Genomic DNA, 18,880 nt, shown 5'->3' on the forward strand with positions numbered 1-18,880 from the left:
ACCTATTTAAAAGAACAGGGGTTTGTGGTAAACCCTGAGTATAAAGTATTTAGCGATATCGAAGAGGTTATTACCTATTGTGAAGAAATGGCGTCAGAGCGTCACCGCTTCCCATATGATATCGACGGTCTGGTCATTAAAGTGAATGAGTTTGACCTTCAACAGGAACTTGGCTTTACCACCAAAAGTCCGCGCTGGGCGATTTCATATAAATTTCCGGCGGAACAGGTTGAAACGGTCGTTGAGGATATTATCATCCGAGTAGGGCGTACCGGAGTTTTGACGCCCACCGCCGTACTGAAAGCAGTTTCCGTGGCAGGATCCACTGTGAGTCGTGCCACACTCCATAATTTAGATAACATTCGGGATAAGGATATCCGTATCGGAGATTATGTACTCTTACATAAAGCTGGAGATGTAATTCCAGAGGTTGTCCGAGGGTTACCCGAAAAACGCACCGGTGAGGAAAGGCTTTTTGAAATGCCAGAGCTCTGTCCAGAATGTCAGAGCCCGGTTTTGCGTGAGGAAGGGGAAGCGGCATACCGTTGTCAAAGTATTATCTGCCCTGCCCAACAACGTGAGGGGATTATTCATTACGTCTCTCGGGATGCCATGGCGATTGATGGACTAGGACCCGCAGTTGTTCAACAACTCCTAGATGCGGGGTTGATCAAAGATGCTGCCGATCTTTATTCATTGACCTTCGATGATTTAACCCCTGTGGAACGGATGGGGAAAAAATCGGCAGAGAATTTGCTAAGGGCCATAGAAGACAGCAAAGGGCGAGGACTGGCACCGTTGATTTTCGCCTTAGGTATCCGCCACACTGGGGAAAAAGCAGGGAAGATTTTAGCGCAGACGTTTGGTTCCATGGAAAAATTGCAGGAGGCCACCCTAGAGGAGTTACAAGGGATTCCGGACGTTGGACCAGCAATGGCGGAAAGTGTGGTGCAGTTTTTCAGTCTGGAGAGTACGGGAGATTTTTTGGTTAAATTGCATGCAGCCGGTGTGAACATGACCGCAGGAACCTCGACCAAACCACAGATATTTGCGGGTAAAAGCATCGTCGTAACTGGTTCGTTAGAGCGCTGGGAGCGGCGGGAGATCGAAACAATCATCGAGGAGTATGGTGGAAAAGCGGCAAGTAGTGTTAGCAAAAAGACTGCCTTCGTCGTTGCAGGAGAGAAAGCTGGCTCAAAGTTAGTGAAAGCCCAGGGACTGGGAGTACCTATCTTGACCGAAGAGGAATTTGAACAGATGATTAAGCTTTAATAGTGAAAGCCGGTTTCTCCATCTGAGAAACCGGCTTTTATACGTGTTACGAGGACGCTAAGGTGGATAGCTATATAGACCTTTACCTGAGTTGTCTTTGGCAATAATTTGTTTAACTCCAGCCTTAGATCCTATTCTTACATAATTATAAGATTCCTGATGTTCATTAAATACTAAATAGACGATGGCAGTATCATCAAAAATTATCTGCATCTCCTTAATTTTCTTATCATTTATAACTCCTCCCAAGAATATGTAAGGTATTTCTTCGTTTGATTTTTTCATGAATGAAGTCATAAAGTGAACATCGAAGGGTGTATCTTTATTACTTGGTCTTATATTGCTAAAAACTACGTCACTGAATTCGATGTTTTTTGATATTTGTAAAAAGCCGATATATTCATCACCGTTACCCTGAAACAAAATCTGAATCAAGTCTCCTTCTGGAGTTTCGATCATTGATATTATCTTTAACTGACTGACCTTTAGGGTTGAATGCTCTTTAGAAAGGTGGGTCCTTATGGTAGAGTCAAGAAGATTGAGTTTCTCTCTTGTTTGATTAGCTTCAGTTGTTGAACAGCCGGTTACCATTAGACTTAACAACACTAGGAAAAATAAAATTTTATAGTTTGACAATATCTAAATCACCTCTTTTAAATTCCAGGGGAGAAAATCACTTCACTTCCATTACTTCCTTAAATGCACCGTAGCTCTTATAAAATTGTTTTGGTATCCCCCTCTCTATATAGAGGGATTAAATATGCCATAAGGTTACATTAATTTTATAAAATATAAAAATTTAGGAGGTTTTAATATAAATTACTAGAATTAATAGTTTCAGGAGGCGGATAAATTGTCAAGTAAGGACTTAGAAATCTTTAAAATTCTAGCCAAGCAGACTTATGAAAGAGTCTATCAAACAGTGTATTTTTATACTAAAGATAAATATATATCAGAGGATGCCGTCCAACAGGCCTTTGTAATAGCGTATAATAAACTTAATCAGCTAGAATTTAAAGATAAATTTGCTTCATGGGTTATTTCTATAGCTCTAAATGAAGCTAAACGAATGTTAAATAATAAAAACAATGATAAGATTACTTTATTAACTGATTTGCACCTAGGCATGCTGTCAGATAGTAGTCTTGAAAATGATATAGAACTGAAAGAGGACATCAATAATGTCCTTAAAAAATTAAATAAAAAAGAACATGAGATTTTAGTACTCAAGTATTATGCCGATTTATCCTTGCATCAGATTGCTATGTTATTAGATATTAATCTCTCAAATGCTAAAGTTAGACTACATAGAGCAAAAGAAAAATTTAGAAACTTGATAGATAAGGATCTCAATCAAAATTTGGGAGGTTGAACTTAAGTGAGCTTATCTGAAAGAGAGCTTGACGAAATAATAATAATTCATTTGTCAAAAGAGTTAGCTTCCGAGATTGAGATTCCGAATATAGATGATCAATGGCAGAAGATTAAGAATCGAATCAATGTAGAGGATGATATTCTTAAAATACCCAAAACAGTCATCAATCGAAAAAGAATAACCATGGTTGCTACAGTTCTGATATTAGTGAGTTCAATAAACTTTTTATATCCACATAATGCAGATGCGGTTGGGAAGAGTATTGCTAAATTTTTTAGTTATGTCGTTGGAAAGACCACTAGAAATATGACTGAAACCTACCACCAGGTTGATGAGCCTCCGATGCCTAAAATTCAGGATTTAGGTGATCTTGTTGACGAAGAAGTTACTCTGGATCAAGCCAAAACTGCGACTCACTTTAAATTAGCTATTCCAAGTTATCTCCCTCCTGGAGCTAACATTAGACGAGTTATACTTACATCTGTAGGGGTAAGGGTTTACCAAGTCTCTATTGAATATAATCTTAATGACAAGGTCTTTGTTTTTAGACAACAAGATAATGCTAAAGGAACTTCACGGGGAACATTATATGATACAGATGATACAAGCGTAAAAGATCTAATTGTGAACGGTAGCCCAGCTATTATGTATCTGAGTAAGAATGGCTTGAATACTTTGAATTGGCAAGTGAGAAATCTCCTACTGCAAATCACAGGGGTAATAACTGAAGAAGAGATTACTAAGATGGCAAATTCCATTAACTAAGAAAGACCACGGCAAAAATCGTGGTATTTCTTAATGGTATTTTTGGGAGGGTTCTTGGTGTTTGGGGACGGTCTTTTTAACTTACCTTAAGGTGTGTTAAGAGGACCGTCCCCAAAACACGCCCAACACAGTGATTTTGTATATTCTATATTTCTTGCCCCAGTCCCCTATATTTGTTATGATAGAGGATAATGCAACAAACACTCCAAAGGGAAGGTGAATAAATTGACAATTTCACGTGAAGACGTTGAATACGTAGCAGCCTTGGCGCGCCTTGAGTTAACCGAACAGGAAACTCAAGAGTATACTGAACAACTTAATTCCATTTTAGATTATGCGGCTATGTTAGAGCGCTTAGACACGAGGGATGTAGTGCCTACTGCCCATGCTGTTCCTCTACATAACGTATTGCGCGAGGATGAAGTGAGACCCTCAATTAATCATGAAAAAGCCTTAAGGAATGCCCCGGATGGGGAAGAGGGTTTCTTTAGGGTTCCTAAAATAGTCTAACCTAGAAAGGAGGTTGCGCGAAATGGCAACAGGGGATATAGAAAAGTCGATCAGTGAACAACACGAGCTACTTGTGCATAAAGATGTCAGCGCTACTGAGTTGACGAAAGCTTACATAGAACGTATTCATAGCCTTGAACCTGATTTACAAGCGTATTTAACAGTTTTGGAAGATCAGGCCTTAGCCCAAGCGGCAGAGGTTGATCGCAAGATCGCTCAGAGAGAGGCTCTCAGCCCCTTAGAGGGAATTCCGATGGCCATGAAAGATAACATGTGCACAGAGGGCGTTCGTACAAGTTGTGGTTCAAAAATGTTGGAAAATTTTATTCCACCCTATAATGCAACTGTGACAGATCGCTTACGGAACGCAGGAACGATCCTACTCGGTAAACTAAACATGGATGAGTTTGCCATGGGTTCCTCGACAGAGAATTCATATTTTGCTAAGACTCGTAATCCTTGGGATCTAGAGTATGTTCCCGGAGGATCTTCCGGGGGAGCTGCCGTCGCCGTAGCAGCGGATGAGGCCGGCTTTACCTTGGGATCTGACACCGGTGGGTCTATCCGCCAGCCTGCGGCGTTTTGTGGGGTGGTTGGAATGAAGCCAACTTACGGCGCAGTCTCCCGGTATGGCTTGATTGCGTATGCGTCTTCACTTGACCAGATTGGTCCACTCACCAAAAACGTACGGGATAATGCCTTGGTCCTAAATGCTATTGCAGGATATGATCCCCTTGATTCAACATCGGTTCCCTTTGAAAAGCCGGATTATACGAAGTTCCTGGTCAATGATATCAAAGGTCTGAGAATCGGGATTCCTCGTGAGTATTACGGTGAGGGCATTGAGCCGGAGGTTGCCAAAGGAATTCAAGCAGGGATTCAAACCCTGATTGATCTTGGCGCAGAAGTGTCAGAATGCTCATTACCACATACAGAGTACGCCATCCCGGCGTATTATCTGATCGCCACGGCGGAAGCCAGCTCTAATCTAGCTCGCTATGATGGTGTACGCTATGGATATCGGGCGGAGTCTGACGATGTTTTAGGTATGTTTAAATCAACCCGGGCTGAAGGATTTGGACCGGAAGTGAAACGAAGGATTATGCTCGGAACCTATGCCTTAAGTTCGGGGTATTATGATGCCTATTATCTGAAAGCACAGAAGGTCAGAACACTGATCAAGCAGGATTTTGACAAGGCGTTTGAGAAGTTTGATGTCTTACTCTCTCCGACGGCTCCGACTCCGGCCTTTAAATTTGGGGAAAAATCCGCCAACCCTTTAGCAATGTATTTATCTGACATTACGACAGTTCCTATCAACCTAGCAGGTATTCCGGCCATTTCTATCCCGGCGGGATTCGTCAAAGGTTTACCAATCGGCATGCAACTGATGGGTAAAGCCTTTGCTGAAGGGACGTTGTATCGTGTAGCCTATACCTTTGAGCAAAACACGAATTATCACACGTTGAAACCAAGTTTGTCTGGGGAGGTGCTGGCGCGTGGTAGTCGCTAACAACTATGAAATGGTCTGTGGACTAGAAGTACATGTGGAACTACAAACCAAGACGAAGATTTTTTGTGGCTGTACAACTGAGTTTGGGGGAGACCAAAACACGCATGTTTGCCCTGTGTGCTTAGGAATGCCTGGTGCGCTTCCCGTCTTAAATAGTGAAGTCGTCAATTATGCGATTAAAGCAGGTCTCGCTCTGAGCTGTGAAATAGCTGAGTTCTCCAAGTTCGACCGTAAAAACTACTTTTACCCCGACTTGTCGAAGAATTATCAGACATCCCAATTTGATTTGCCGATATGTGGCAAGGGCGGGTTAGAGATTGAAGTCGATGGAGAAAAGAAGTGGATTGGGATTACTCGCGCCCATATGGAGGAAGATGCTGGTAAGCTCGTACACAGCGGAGAGACTATCTCAACCTCTCATGAGTCTTCTGTCGACTATAACCGAGCGGGTGTGCCGCTGCTGGAAATCGTTTCCGAGCCTGATATGCGCTCAATTTCCGAAGTGCTTGCTTATCTGGAAAAATTAGTGCAGATATTGGAGTATACGGAAGTTTCGGACTGTCGCTTAGAACAAGGCTCAGTGCGCTTTGATGTCAATGTTTCGTTGCGACCGATTGGTGCAACGACCTTAGGGACACGTACAGAAACTAAAAACCTAAATTCCTTTAGCTCGGTGCGACGCTGTATGGAATATGAAGTGGCCCGTCAAGCTCGGGTTCTCGAGGCGGGGGAAAAGGTTATTCAAGAGACTCGTACTTGGGATGAGGGACGAGGGGTTACGTTAACCCTTCGCTCAAAAGAAGAAGCGCATGACTACCGGTATTTTCCGGAACCTGACCTAGCTCCTCTGGTTATCGACCGGGAATGGGTGGAAAGAATCCGCAAAACCCTGCCTGAACTTCCGGCGGCACGTCGTGCTCGTTTGCAAGCCTTGGGGCTGTCGGCTTATGATGCTGGGGTTATCACCCAAGCAAAAGCGTTGTCTGATTACTTCGATGCAGCTTTGGCTTACTATGGAGATGCCAAGACCTTAGCAAACTGGGTCATGGGCGACCTTGCGCGTTTACTCAATTCCAATCAGTGCCGAGTGGTTGATTCCCCGATCTCACCAGAAAAATTGGCAGAACTCCTGGCACTTATTGAAAAAGGAACCATAAGCGGCAAGATTGCCAAGAGTGTGATTGAAGAGATGTACAACACGAGTAAGGATGCCAAGACGATCGTCAAGGAAAAAGGACTCGCGCAGATTAGTGACGAAGGGGCCTTGCTAGGGATTATTGATAGCGTGCTGGCTGCCAATCCCCAATCCGTAGAGGACTACCGAGCAGGAAAGGATCGAGCGATAGGGTTTCTGGTCGGGCAGATCATGAAAGCTACCAAGGGACAAGCAAATCCGGGTGTAGTAAATCAGTTGCTTAAGGAAAGATTAACTTAGAGCAGGTTTGTGTAGCTAGTGTACAACTGAATTTAGCTATGGAGAGCGTCAAGCAACTAGCAGAATATCAAGTATACAGTATAAGGAAATGGGCATCCTTCAATCTCAGGGGAGATTGTGCTACTATAGATAGTAATTATAAGGCGTACAGTATAATTATACGTGCGATTTTAAATTAAGGGGTGAGTCTGAAATGAGACATCTAGTGATTGTAGATACCACATTACGTGACGGAGAACAAACAGCTGGGGTTGTTTTCTCAAATCAAGAAAAAATGCGCATCGCGCGATTGTTAGATGAGCTTGGCGTTCATCAGATTGAAGCCGGGGTAGCAGTCATGGGCGGCGATGAAAAGCAAGCAATTACTGATATCGTAAAACTTGGTTTAAAATCGAGCATTATGGGCTGGAATCGGGCAGTCATATCGGATATTGAAGCCTCCTTGGCTTGTGGGGTCGATGCTGTGGCGATTTCTATTTCCACCTCGGATATTCATATTGAACATAAGCTCATGACCACTCGAGATGATGTTCTGGAGCGGATGATCAAGGCCACGGCCTTTGCTAAACGAGAAGGGATGTATATCTCTGTCAATGCAGAGGATGCTTCACGCTCAGACATGGATTTTCTTGTGCGATTTGCCAAAGAAGCAAAAAAAGCAGGGGCGGATCGTCTTCGCTACTGTGATACTGTCGGAATCTTAGATCCTTTTACAACCTATGATCGGATTAAAACTCTGATTGAAAAAGCAGATATTGATGTCGAAATGCATACACACGACGATTTTGGAATGGCAACAGCGAATGCTTTGGCAGGAGTGAAGGCAGGGGCATCACACGTGGGAGTCACTGTCAATGGTCTGGGTGAGCGGGCTGGAAATGCAGCTTTAGAGGAAGTCGTCATGGCTCTTAAGCATTTGTTAGATACGGATTTAAGCTTTGCAACCGAACGATTTGTCGAGGTTTCTGAATATGTTGCTCGGGCCTCGGGCAGGACGCTTCCTGCTTGGAAATCAATCGTAGGAAGTAACATGTTTGCCCATGAGTCTGGGATTCATGCTGATGGAGCTCTAAAGAATCCTAAAACCTATGAAGCATTTAGCCCTGAGGATGTTGGACTTGAGCGGCAGATCGTGATTGGTAAACATTCTGGGACGGCTTCAATCAAGGCAAAATTCTTACTTGAGTATGGTAAGGAAATGTCGAACGAAGATGCCGAGGAGATGTTATCTCGGGTCAGAGCTTTAGCTGTAGACATGAAGCGTTCGCTTTTTGATAAGGAGCTCGTTTACATTTATGGTGATATGTTGAAGCAACATGAAGGTAGATAAATCTAAAAAAATTAAAAAGGCGGCAAGGAGCCGCCTTTTTCACTGGTCCAGGTTCTTTGTGGAGTGACCGGTATAGATGACGGCTGCTTTTATTGAGGTAATGGGTAATATCTTAACATAAATTTGAAAAGAAAATAGCCATTCGCCGTATATCCTCCTACTTTTTGGGAGGATATTTTTTTGTCATGTCTAGGTAATTTTATTCCAATTATTTTTAGACAGTGCTACCTAGGTTTAAGTTGGTGGAGGTAGAATGATATAATAAATACTCATAAAAAAGATAAACGCTAATAGAACCGCCACATAGGCTTTCCATGGTACAAAGTGTTGGACTACTTCAACAATTTTAGCACAAACAAAATAAATCCAAATGAGTGCAACCCCAATAGAAACCAACATGAGCATTGAAAGAGGAGTACCTGCTTGAAGAGAAATAAAAGCAGGTAGTGCAATAATAGAAGGAATTAAAGCAATAGTCGTAATTTGGTAAAGGATTGCTAAAAAGCCACCACCACCTAAGCCTCTTGATCCTGCCCATAAAAGTAAAGTTAACCCAACTTTAGTTAATAACATCATTATATAACCGGAAAATAAAAATACTGCAGGAATAAAAACCTGTCTTAATATTGGGGTTTCAAATGTTCTTATAAACTCTAAGTTAATGTTAATAGCTGTAAAGCCGTATAATAACCCTAATAAAACTGAAATAACCGAGCTATACCCTCTAAAATGCGTTTCTGGCGCAGAGAGTTTCTCAATAGCCCCTTTGTCTAATTGTAAAATTCTAAAGATTAATGTGATTTTTCCCATATTCCCTCCTAAATAGAAAAAATAATTGAGACTGAATCAAAAGCATTAAGTCCTTTGATTCAGCTTTCAATTATTTTATACAGTTCTACAAACACATAGCAAATTATCAAATCTCTTTAAAAATAGAAGATGTATTAGAATGCCCATGGCATCATTGCCCAAACAAAGACAATTGCACCTATGGAAGCGATAATTAACGGCCCGACTATGCTGTTATAACGCTTCGGATTAATATCAGACCAGCCATGGATTCTTTCTACTAAGCTATCAGTTTCAGTTATTGCTTGTTGACTCATTAGTGAAGGCATACGGTTTGTAATGTAAGATACTACAATTAAAATTAAGAAGCTAAGTGGTACAGCAAGCATTCCGCCTGAAAGACCCATACTATCTGTTAAAGCATGACCACTGACAACAATCTTAGGGAAAACGAAGGGTGAAACAACAACATAGACGATCCCACCGATAGCAGAAGCACACATTGCACCGAAGCGATTTGCTTTTTTCCACCAAACCCCCATAATAATGAGCGACGCATTGGTCGTACCTGCCAGACCAAAGGCCCAAAGGATACTAACAATAAGGAATTTAGGTGGTTGTATCGCTAATAATACAGCTGCAAGACCACCAAGGGCAATAGAAAGATATCCCAGACGTACTTTTGTTTTATTTGATAAGTCTGGCTTTAATGTTGTAACAATATCTTGTGAAATTAAAGCGCCAATTGCCAGTAAGTTACCGCTTAGTGTAGACAAACCAGCTGAGATAGCACCAGCAATAACTAGTGCAGTTACCCATTCAGGGTTATAAGCTAAGTTTAAAATAATTGTTAATTTATCAGTATCGGCAGGAGCAATAGGAATGCCAGTTGTATACTCGAAAAATACTCCTGAAAATCCCATTGCGTATGTTGCTGAGAAAACAAGACCAAGTGCTAAAGCAAACCAAATCATTGCTGAACGAGCACTTCTTAAACTTGATGATGTATAAACACGCATTGCTAAGTGTGGCAGTCCTAAAGCCCCGATTGTCAGGGCAGGAATAAGGGCAAAGTACCATTTTGTAGGGAACTTGTAATCAAAGAAAGTAGGTAGAGCATCTAGCATTGCTGGTACCATATCAGCATAGAGAAGTGGAGGGAAAAACCATCCAGTACCACCCATTGCTTTCATAATTGCGCCTAGTGGAATAATAAACATAAGGGCCATGATGACCATCTGAATGGCTGCATTGTTTGTTGCACCGCTCATTCCACCTATTGTAACGTAACCAACAATTAGAATACCTCCGACAAATAAACCAGTCATATAAGGAATTCCTAGTAAAGTTTCGAACGTTACTGCAATTCCGATCATTTGACCTAAAGCGTACATAATGGATACTAAAATCATCCAGAGCGCGGCAATAATTGATGCTTCTTTTCCATAGCGTAATCTAATAAAGTGTGTTGGAGAGAACGCCCCCATTCGGCGTAAGCTTGTTCCATAGATAATTGTTATTAACGGGATCGCCAAAATGAATTGAATCCACAACATTACAAATGGAACTTGGAGACGTAAAATTAATGCTGTAACCCCTAGAAATGTTGCTAAACTCATGTAAGTAGATGCCATTGCAAGACCGTTAGTGATTGGTCCTACCCCACCTTTAGTGGCGTATAAGTCTTGTACGGATGTACTTGCGCGGTTTGACAGATAGGCAACAACGTAGAATACGACAAAGGTAATTAAAACTACAATAATACCTATTATTGGATTTGACAGTTGCCAAACTTGATTTGCCATCTACACTACCCCCTCGCCGCGAATCTTAGAATTATCTTGATTTTCTTTTTCGATGTCATCATCGATTTGATTTCCGATTTTACCGGCTACAATAACTAAGAAAAGAACCCCGAACCAACCGGAAAGAATTGGGACAATATACATAATTGGAAATCCTAATAAGTTCCCTTCCACTGGAAAAATTGAAAAGAATAGTCCTAAATGGCCCGAAAATAAAAATAAGATGGTAAAAATAATGGTGAACCAGACTTCTTTTTTATAAGCGTTCATGTAATTTCCTCCCCCAGAAATTCGACTCACTATTCTTTGCACTGTTCTCCCGTAAATGAATTCAAAAATACTCCTTTCTTTAATTATTTATTTATTCATAATATGCAGAATTGTCTTGCAATTATAGTGCCATTACTATTCCGATCATTATAAGTGGCTATTTCGTACTATTATTAAGGGTTCCATCCCCATATCCCTTAGGGGTTCATTAATACCCGATCCAAGAGATGTACACTTAAGTTAACAGTATTAGGTATCAAAATCCCGATAAGCCTCCGTGTCCTAGCTTCAGCGTCACGTACACGCACGGATACATGTGCCTGAAAGTGTACATCGAAATTAACATATGAGTAAAATTTGAGATAAGGGATATTGATACTTTATAAAGAAAATTCTTAACATTTTGATAAAGAAGGTATACTATAATCACATCGAAGTCTTCTGACTGAATTGAATAAAGATAACATGGTTACTGCCTAGATCAAATCCAGGGGGGAAGTATGTGTCACTTAAACTAAAGCAATTTAAACCATTTGATCACTTGCCGGAAAATGTTTTATTGGAATTGAGTCAAACGATACCCATTAAGACCTATCCCAAAGGTAGTTTTGTCTTTGTTGAGGGCGAAAAATCACAGGATTCTCTATTTTTAGTTCTATCAGGAGTTGCGGAAATCATTACAGGGAAAAACGGGGCAGTAAGACTAAGGAGTCAAGGAGAGTTCTTTGGAGAAACTGTTGTTCTTACTGGCAAACGATACCCTGCCTCGTCCAAAGCACAATCAGACTTAACGTGTTACGTGCTGGGCAAAGAAATTTTTGAAAATCTTTTACAGAACTATCAAGAGGTTGCGCTCTATTTTAACCGCGTATTAACGGATCGATTGTGGGGCTTGTACGAAGAAATGCTACAAGAACAACCCTATGAGTCGTTTGGTTTAGGATTTGATCGCTTTAAACAGAAGGTTTATGACATTATGTCCACTCCCGTCGAAACCTGTCAGCCGCACACGCCGATCAACGATTTAGCTCGTTTGTTTACAAAGAAAAAAATTAGTTCTATGGTTGTTGTAGATCCTAATGGTATAATGCTGGGCTTAGTTAGCGAGCGTGACTTTATTAGCAAAGTATTAGCCCGTGACAGCAACCCTTCAGTAATTACCGCAGTCGATATTATGCAACAACCCCCCCCTACGTTGACAGCCAATGCTTTCTATTACCAAGCACTGCTTACCATGCTGAAAAGTCACGGCAAATATATTGTGGTCACGGAACATGCTCGCCCTATCGGTATTGTTACAATTGGAGATTTAACTAGGGCAAGAATTACTAATTCCATAACGATTGTTAGAGATATAGAACTTGCCGGAAGTATCTCAGAATTGGCACAAGCTTCTAAGCAAATCAACGATACAGTGGCTACCATGATCAGGGAAAAAGCCACCGCTAGTGAAATTGGGGAAGTAGTGTCAGAATTATATGACATATTAACCAGAAGACTCCTTTTGCTGGCAGAGAATTTAATGGTTGAAAAAGGTCTCGGCCGACCGCCTGTTGATTATTGCTGGTTAACCATGGGCAGTGGCGGTCGTGAAGAGCTGACTCCCTCTTCAGACCAAGACAATGCTATAGTTTATGCCGATGTTTCGCTTGATGAGGAAGAAGAGATTAGGAACTATTTTAAAGAACTGGCAGACTATGTAACGGAAGGATTAGAACTATGTGGTCTCATTAAATGTCCGGGTAATATTATGTCTACTAATCCTGAATGGTGTCGTTCGATTACAAATTGGAAAAAAACGGTCTATAAATGGGCAAACACACCTGACCCAGACGCTGTTCGTCAGTTCACGATATTTTTGGATTTCAGACCAGTTTATGGACAAGAGTATTTGGCACACGCGCTGCGTGATTATACATTGCATGTGTTTCGCAATACACCGACTCTATTCCACTTCCTTACAAGTGATACGCTTAGCCATAGGGTACCTCTTAACCTATTCAAAAACGTAATATTGGAAAAGAACAAAGACCATAAAAACGAAGTAGATCTAAAAAGGGCTGCTGGTGTTCTGCTTGTGGACTGTATCCGCATTTTTGCTATGTGGAAAAGCGTAGTCGAGGTTAATACTTTAGCGCGGCTAAAAAAACTTGTCGAATTCGAAGCCATCTCCGCCGATGATGCCGAGTACTTCGAAGCGGCCTTTCAATCCCTTATGATGTTTAGGATGCGAGAAAACTTGAGAAAGCTTAGTCTAGGTTTCATTCCAGATAACTATATTAACCCGACTAACCTCAGTGAAAGAGAACGCTCCGTTATGCGCGAGAGTTTTGTGGCAGTTGATCGTCTGCAAAACGTAACCAGAGCTGCATTTCAAATCAAATAAGGCAATTTAATCTTTCTCCCACTTAAAGAGAAAGGAACACTATATAGTACAGCATTTGTATGGGGGGGATTAAAGATTAGTATATTTGTTAATCTTTATAAATTATTGTTCGCAGTTGATGAAGAATTTTGTCAAGAGGTAACGGCTTTCCGTCTGAGAAAATGGCCTACCATGGCGTTAGATAACAGTCGATTTATTGTATTTGATACAGAAACAACAGGGTTTTATCCTCATAAAGGGGATAAAATTATTTCACTTGGGGGAGTGGTTGTTAACAATGGACAGCTTACTGATGAGACGTTTCACCAATTCATAAATCCTAATCGTGTAATCCCTCCTCTTATAACAGAATTGACCGGTATCACAGATGAAATGGTTGCAGCAGCACCGAATTTCGTGGAGGCATATTATAAGTTTATGATTTTTGCAGGGCCTTCCTTGCTTGTGGCTCATTGCGGAGCTTTTGATGTTAGTTTTATAAATGCGCAACTGCAAAACAACTGTGGAGAAAAGTTGTACCCTCTTATTTTGGACACGTATTTAATCTCACATTTACTTTTCGCCGACCAAATAAGTCATTCCCTTGAAGATTTGGCTGAAGTTTATGGAGTGCCCTTAATGGGTCGCCACACTGCTTTAGGAGATTCAATCATTGCTGCTAACGTTTTCCTAGGAATGGTTGAGGATTTAAAGAAAAAAGGTATCAGAACGACGACTGATTTGCTTTACGGTTATAAATATCTGAAATTTAGCACTCAATAAACAGTCGGGCATGAATGAAACATAATAATTTGTCAACGAATCGTTACATGTATCCATAAGTAGACATAGAGCTAAAGGGAGGACAAGAAAGCAAAACACGATATAAGTCACATTAGGTGTAAATAGTCGTATACATTTTTAAATGAGGCGTTTTAAACCCCATAAGGGATTATAAGGACCCAAACCCTTGAAAACGGTTGTAATGAGCTTTAAAATATATGAATTCGGTCTCTGGCACAATAATTGCAAGATAATTCAGGATATTCGGAATAAAGGGCAAATTCTAAACATGAGGAAGGATGGGACTGGAACAATCTTGAAAAAGAAGGGGGTTAGGTGGTTTGTCTGGACTAATACTAGTCTATACAGGGAATGGGAAGGGCAAGACTACAGCGGCTCTGGGGTTAAGTATGAGAGCACTTGGGCATAACCAAACCGTTGGGTTTCTTCAGTTTATGAAGGGGAGTAAGAATTACGGGGAAGTAAAAATTGCCGCCGTGCTACCCAACTTCACCTTGGTTCAATCGGGTCAGGAATCCTTTGTTTCATATGAAAATCCTGATCCCATTGATATTCAGATGGCCCAAGATGGGCTCGAACAAGCAAGACGTTGGTTCGAAGAAGATAAATTTGATCTGATCGTCCTTGACGAAATCCTAGTGGCGGTGGTTTTTAAATTAATATCTGTGGAGCAGGTCCTTGATTTAGTTCAACAGCGACCACTTCGACTTAATTTGGTGATGACCGGACGGTATGCTGCACCTGAGATCAAGGAAATCGCAGATACCGTGACTGAAATGACAGAGCATAGTCATGCTTATCAACAAGGGGTCGAGGCAAAGGCAGGGATGGAATTTTGAACAAAGATGCATTGGATCAATGGTTAGTACGCTTCTTTGAACGAGATCGCAGGGCAACCGCCAAACTTATTTCTTGGGTTGAAGACGATATAGAGCGAGCGTATATCATGCGTTGCGTCCTAAAACAAACTGGAAAGCAGATGGTGTTAGGAATTACCGGGCCGCCGGGAGCTGGAAAAAGCTCGTTAGTGGAGGCTTTGACAACGCTTTACCGTGCTAAAGACGAAAGAGTAGGGATTGTTGCAGTAGATCCAAGTAGTCCGTATTCTGGAGGGGCTATATTGGGCGATCGGATTCGTATGCAGGCCCATGGGACAGATCGGGACGTATTTATACGTAGCATGGGGACTCGAGGGCACCTAGGGGGAGTCACGCGATCAACCTCCGATATCTTGCGTATTTTAGAAGGCGGAGGGTATGGGCGGCTTCTGTTGGAAACAGTTGGAGTCGGACAGTCTGAGCTAGAAATCATGCAAATGGCCGATACCGTCGTGGTCGTACTTAACCCAGGAACAGGGGATGGAATACAGGCCATCAAAGCTGGAATTATGGAAGTCGCTGATGTTTTTGTCATCAATAAAGCAGATTTGCCCGGGGCAGAACGTATGAAGGGCGACATCGAGATGATGTTAAACTTAAGTTGTGATGGATTGGGCTGGCGTCCACCGGTTGTCTTAACGAGTGTAACAAATGGAACTGGAGTGGAGACGCTATTCGAAAAGACTGAGGCTCATCAAACATATATGAAGACGTCTGGGCTAAGAGATGAGCGCCGTAAACACCGTCTTCGCAAACAAGTCTGGCGCCATTGGGAAGATAAACTGCAAGCAACGTTTGAAGACGTATGGGAAACAGCCCAACAGAAATTGGGCGATATAGAAAAAGAAGATCCCTATGAAGTCGCTGCGGCGTTATGGGCAGAGCGTTTTAAAGGAGGATAAATGGGATGAGTAATAACTTCTTGAGCTGGAAAGCAAACTATGACACTCTAAAGGAGCGAAAAGGGCCGTTCTTTACAGTGTCGAGTGTACCGATTGACCCGCTCTATGCGCCAGGTCATACAGTGGATATTGACTATCAACGAGATTTGGGAAATCCGGGCGAGTATCCCTATACCCGAGGAGTCCAAGCCAATATGTACCGCGGAAGACTCTGGACTATGCGGATGTTTGCGGGGTTTGCCACGGCCACAGAATCGAATGAACGGTATAAGTATTTACTCAGCCAAGGACAAACTGGTTTGAGTGTGGCTTTTGATATGCCAACCATCATGGGTTATGATTCGGATCACCCACGTGCCTACGGAGAGGTTGGTCGTGTCGGGGTGGCCATTGATTCGCTACAAGATATGGAAACCTTGTTCCAAGATATACCCTTAGACAAAGTGAGTACTTCTATGACCATCAATGCGCCAGCATCCATCCTTTGGGCCATGTATATAGTGGCTGCCGAAAAGCAAGGTGTTCCCGCTAATAAATTAACCGGAACGATTCAAAATGACATTTTGAAGGAATACATTGCTCAAAAGTCTTGGATTTTCCCTCCGGATCCTTCGATGCGTCTGATCACGGATATTTTCAAGTTTTCCAAAGATAATGTGCCAAAGTGGAATACCATCAGTATCAGCGGCTACCATATTCGGGAAGCGGGCTCCACAGCATTGCAAGAATTGGCCTTTACGCTCGCGGATGGCTTTGCCTATGTTGAGGCAGGTATCAAAGCCGGTCTTGATGTGGATGACTTTGCACCTCGTTTGTCGTTCTTCTTTAATTCCCATACCGATTTCTTTGAAGAGATCGCCAAATTACGTGCAGCTCGTCGGATCTGGGCGCGTCACATGAAGGGAAAATACGGGGCCAAAAATGAGAAAAGTCTACTGCTTCGTTTCCATACTCAAACTGCAGGCTGTTCTCTAACGGGTCCACAGATGGAAAATAATATTGTGAGAACTGCCTATCAAGCGATGGCTGCTGTCCTAGGAGGAACTCAGTCGTTGCACACCAATTCCATGGATGAGGTCTTGGCATTGCCTTCAGAAAAGTCCGTTCAGATTGCTCTGAGAACCCAGCAAGTTCTCGCTTATGAAACGGGTGTTACGAATACCATCGATCCGTTAGCGGGTTCGTATTTTGTGGAGACCTTGACCAATCAAATGGAAGAAGGCGCTGAAGAGTACTTCCGAAAGATTGATGAATTAGGAGGAGTCCTAGGCGCAATTCGAGAAAATTTCTTCCAGCAGGAAATTGCCGATGCGGCTTATCGATATCAAAAAGAGATCGAAAGCAACGATCGGATTATTGTAGGTATTAATGGATTTGTCAATGAGAAAAAAGACGACAAGATGGAGTTGCTGAAAATTGATCCCGAGGTTGAGCGGGCACAGGTACGCAAGCTCATTGCATTAAAACAAAGCCGGGATAACATCCGCGTTCAGACCACCTTGACAGATTTGAAGGAAGCAGCTAAGGGATCCGATAATTTGATTCCGAAGATTATGGACTCTGTACGGGCTTATGCTACAGAGGGAGAAATTATTGCAGTCCTTAAAGATGTCTTCGGAGAGTACCGAGAACAAGCTGTATTTTAGGATAGTGTGGGAGGAAACGTTATGAATAAAACTCGAATTCGTGTCCTGGTGGGAAAACCAGGTTTGGACGGACATGACCGAGGGGCCAAGGTGATCGCGCGTGCTCTGCGTGATGCAGGAATGGAAGTCATCTATTCCGGATTGCATCAAACCCCAGAACAATTAGTGGAAGCAGCGATCCAAGAAGATGTTGATTTAATCGGAGTAAGTGTTCTATCTGGAGCGCACATGACGATTTTTCCGAGAATTAAAGAGCTCCTCAAGGAGCAAAATGCGGAAGATATTTTACTCATGGGTGGGGGAACGATTCCAGAGGAAGATATCGAAGCGTTGATTACGGCTGGGCACGTTGAAGCGTTGTTTACGCCGGGAGCAACTACGACGGAGATTGTGAGTTGGATTAGAGAGAGAGTAAAGTTATATGAGTAAAGTCTAATGCAAAGGAGTCATTTTATGGGGCTTGAGACAATTATTGTGGAGAAAAGAGAAGGAACGGCAATACTCACCTTAAATCGGCCGGACAAACTCAATGCTGTCAATATGACCATGAGACGTGAAATTCTTGCCACCCTCGCTGAACTGGAAGCAGACGTTGAAACCAAAGTCTTGATCGTTACTGGATCGGGTCGCGGATTTTGTAGTGGAGCTGATATTAATGAATTAGACGCGGGAACTCAGGATGCAGCATTGCAGAAAACTGTCAATCATAGTCTGTTAGTCATGGCTAAATCCTTCTACGATTTTCAGAAACCTGTTTTAGGTGCGATTAATGGTGCAGCCGCTGGTGACGGCGCCCAATGGGTTTTGGCCTTTGATTTGAATGTGGCCTCCGAAAAGGCAAAGTTTGGCTGGCCAGCCACGAGTCTTGGTATATTGTGACCGTATGGAATCATAAGGCTTCCGTGCGAAGTTGGGCGTTTCCGAGCCAAAGAAGTACTGCTGACAAAGAAATTTGTCAGCGCACAAGAAGCGGTTCAGTGGGGTTTCGTTATGAAGGTGGTTCCCCCTGAGCAATTGATGGAGGCTACTTTGGCGCTGGCCGAAGAAATTAAGCAAATGCCCCCTCTCTCGATCCGTGCTGTTAAAAAGGCTGTTAACAGAGGGATGGAAGGATACGAACTTGCAGAATATGTCTTAGACACATTGCAAAATACCGAGGATGCCACAGAAGGAACAAAGGCTTTTCTAGAAAAGAGAAAACCAGTTTTCAAGGGGATGTAA

At 42.3% G+C, this 18,880-nt stretch carries 17 protein-coding genes and 1 pseudogene; 14 read left to right on the forward strand and 4 right to left on the reverse strand.

The window, feature by feature from the left end; genetic code table 11:
- Positions 1-1,272: NAD-dependent DNA ligase LigA (ligA, locus tag JL57_RS05090; protein ID WP_034140982.1), on the forward strand; the 1,272-nt coding region annotated here is incomplete at its 5' end.
- Positions 1,273-1,329: 57 nt separating this feature from the next.
- On the opposite strand, the gene JL57_RS05095 is transcribed toward ligA, so the two are convergent.
- Positions 1,330-1,908, reverse strand: a complete 579-nt coding sequence (locus tag JL57_RS05095; protein ID WP_034140983.1) for a hypothetical protein — start codon at positions 1,906-1,908, stop codon at positions 1,330-1,332.
- 217 nt (positions 1,909-2,125) lie between these two features.
- Between JL57_RS05095 and JL57_RS05100 the strand changes: the two genes are divergently transcribed.
- The 6 genes from JL57_RS05100 to nifV all read left to right on the forward strand — a co-directional run bounded on the left by JL57_RS05100 (position 2,126) and on the right by nifV (position 8,200).
- Positions 2,126-2,644 (forward strand): RNA polymerase sigma factor, encoded by a 519-nt coding sequence (locus JL57_RS05100; RefSeq protein ID WP_291299726.1) that lies wholly within the window; start codon positions 2,126-2,128, stop codon positions 2,642-2,644.
- A 6-nt stretch (positions 2,645-2,650) separates the two neighbouring features.
- Positions 2,651-3,412 carry a DUF4367 domain-containing protein gene (locus JL57_RS05105; RefSeq protein WP_034140984.1) on the forward strand — a complete coding sequence of 254 codons (762 nt, stop codon included), beginning with the start codon at positions 2,651-2,653 and terminating at the stop codon, positions 3,410-3,412.
- A gap of 225 nt (positions 3,413-3,637) precedes the next feature.
- Entirely contained in the window at positions 3,638-3,922 is a 285-nt protein-coding gene (gene gatC, locus JL57_RS05110) for an Asp-tRNA(Asn)/Glu-tRNA(Gln) amidotransferase subunit GatC (protein WP_034140985.1), read from the forward strand.
- A 22-nt stretch (positions 3,923-3,944) separates the two neighbouring features.
- The gene (gene gatA, locus JL57_RS05115) at positions 3,945-5,435 is read left to right on the forward strand and encodes an Asp-tRNA(Asn)/Glu-tRNA(Gln) amidotransferase subunit GatA (RefSeq protein ID WP_034140986.1); all 1,491 of its coding nucleotides are present in this window, start codon (positions 3,945-3,947) and stop codon (positions 5,433-5,435) included.
- Positions 5,422-6,870, forward strand: coding sequence for an Asp-tRNA(Asn)/Glu-tRNA(Gln) amidotransferase subunit GatB (gatB, locus tag JL57_RS05120; RefSeq protein WP_291299727.1), 1,449 nt, complete (start codon positions 5,422-5,424; stop codon positions 6,868-6,870). Before gatA ends, gatB begins: the two co-directional genes overlap by 14 nt.
- A 193-nt stretch (positions 6,871-7,063) precedes the next feature.
- Entirely contained in the window at positions 7,064-8,200 is a 1,137-nt protein-coding gene (nifV, locus tag JL57_RS05125; RefSeq protein WP_034140987.1) for a homocitrate synthase, read from the forward strand.
- Positions 8,201-8,434: 234 nt separating this feature from the next.
- Here the strand turns inward: nifV and JL57_RS05130 are convergent, their stop codons facing one another.
- The 3 genes from JL57_RS05130 to JL57_RS05140 form a co-directional block, all read right to left on the reverse strand.
- Entirely contained in the window at positions 8,435-9,010 is a 576-nt protein-coding gene (locus tag JL57_RS05130; RefSeq protein ID WP_034140988.1) for a YIP1 family protein, read from the reverse strand.
- A 134-nt stretch (positions 9,011-9,144) separates the two neighbouring features.
- Entirely contained in the window at positions 9,145-10,794 is a 1,650-nt protein-coding gene (locus JL57_RS05135; RefSeq protein ID WP_034140989.1) for a sodium:solute symporter family transporter, read from the reverse strand.
- A complete protein-coding gene (locus JL57_RS05140) occupies positions 10,795-11,064 on the reverse strand; it encodes a hypothetical protein (protein ID WP_034140990.1) in 270 nt (89 codons plus the stop codon).
- A gap of 502 nt (positions 11,065-11,566) precedes the next feature.
- Here JL57_RS05140 and JL57_RS05145 point away from each other — a divergent pair.
- From JL57_RS05145 to JL57_RS05175, 7 genes and pseudogenes are all read left to right on the forward strand, one after another.
- The gene (locus tag JL57_RS05145) at positions 11,567-13,450 is read left to right on the forward strand and encodes a DUF294 nucleotidyltransferase-like domain-containing protein (protein WP_034140991.1); all 1,884 of its coding nucleotides are present in this window, start codon (positions 11,567-11,569) and stop codon (positions 13,448-13,450) included.
- Positions 13,451-13,621: 171 nt separating this feature from the next.
- Positions 13,622-14,212 carry a PolC-type DNA polymerase III gene (locus tag JL57_RS05150; RefSeq protein ID WP_291299728.1) on the forward strand — a complete coding sequence of 197 codons (591 nt, stop codon included), beginning with the start codon at positions 13,622-13,624 and terminating at the stop codon, positions 14,210-14,212.
- A 341-nt stretch (positions 14,213-14,553) separates the two neighbouring features.
- On the forward strand, positions 14,554-15,072 hold the full coding sequence (locus JL57_RS05155; RefSeq protein ID WP_034140992.1) for a cob(I)yrinic acid a,c-diamide adenosyltransferase: 519 nt from the start codon (positions 14,554-14,556) through the stop codon (positions 15,070-15,072).
- Positions 15,069-16,013, forward strand: coding sequence for a methylmalonyl Co-A mutase-associated GTPase MeaB (gene meaB / locus JL57_RS05160; RefSeq protein WP_034140993.1), 945 nt, complete (start codon positions 15,069-15,071; stop codon positions 16,011-16,013). The genes JL57_RS05155 and meaB overlap by 4 nt, the downstream gene beginning before the upstream one ends.
- Positions 16,014-16,018: 5 nt before the next feature.
- The gene (locus tag JL57_RS05165; protein WP_034140994.1) at positions 16,019-17,659 is read left to right on the forward strand and encodes a methylmalonyl-CoA mutase; all 1,641 of its coding nucleotides are present in this window, start codon (positions 16,019-16,021) and stop codon (positions 17,657-17,659) included.
- Positions 17,660-17,680: 21 nt separating this feature from the next.
- On the forward strand, positions 17,681-18,088 hold the full coding sequence (locus JL57_RS05170) for a cobalamin B12-binding domain-containing protein (RefSeq protein WP_034140995.1): 408 nt from the start codon (positions 17,681-17,683) through the stop codon (positions 18,086-18,088).
- A 24-nt stretch (positions 18,089-18,112) separates the two neighbouring features.
- Positions 18,113-18,880: pseudogene (locus JL57_RS05175) on the forward strand (enoyl-CoA hydratase/isomerase family protein).

This window comes from Desulfosporosinus sp. BICA1-9, from assembly GCF_000802135.1.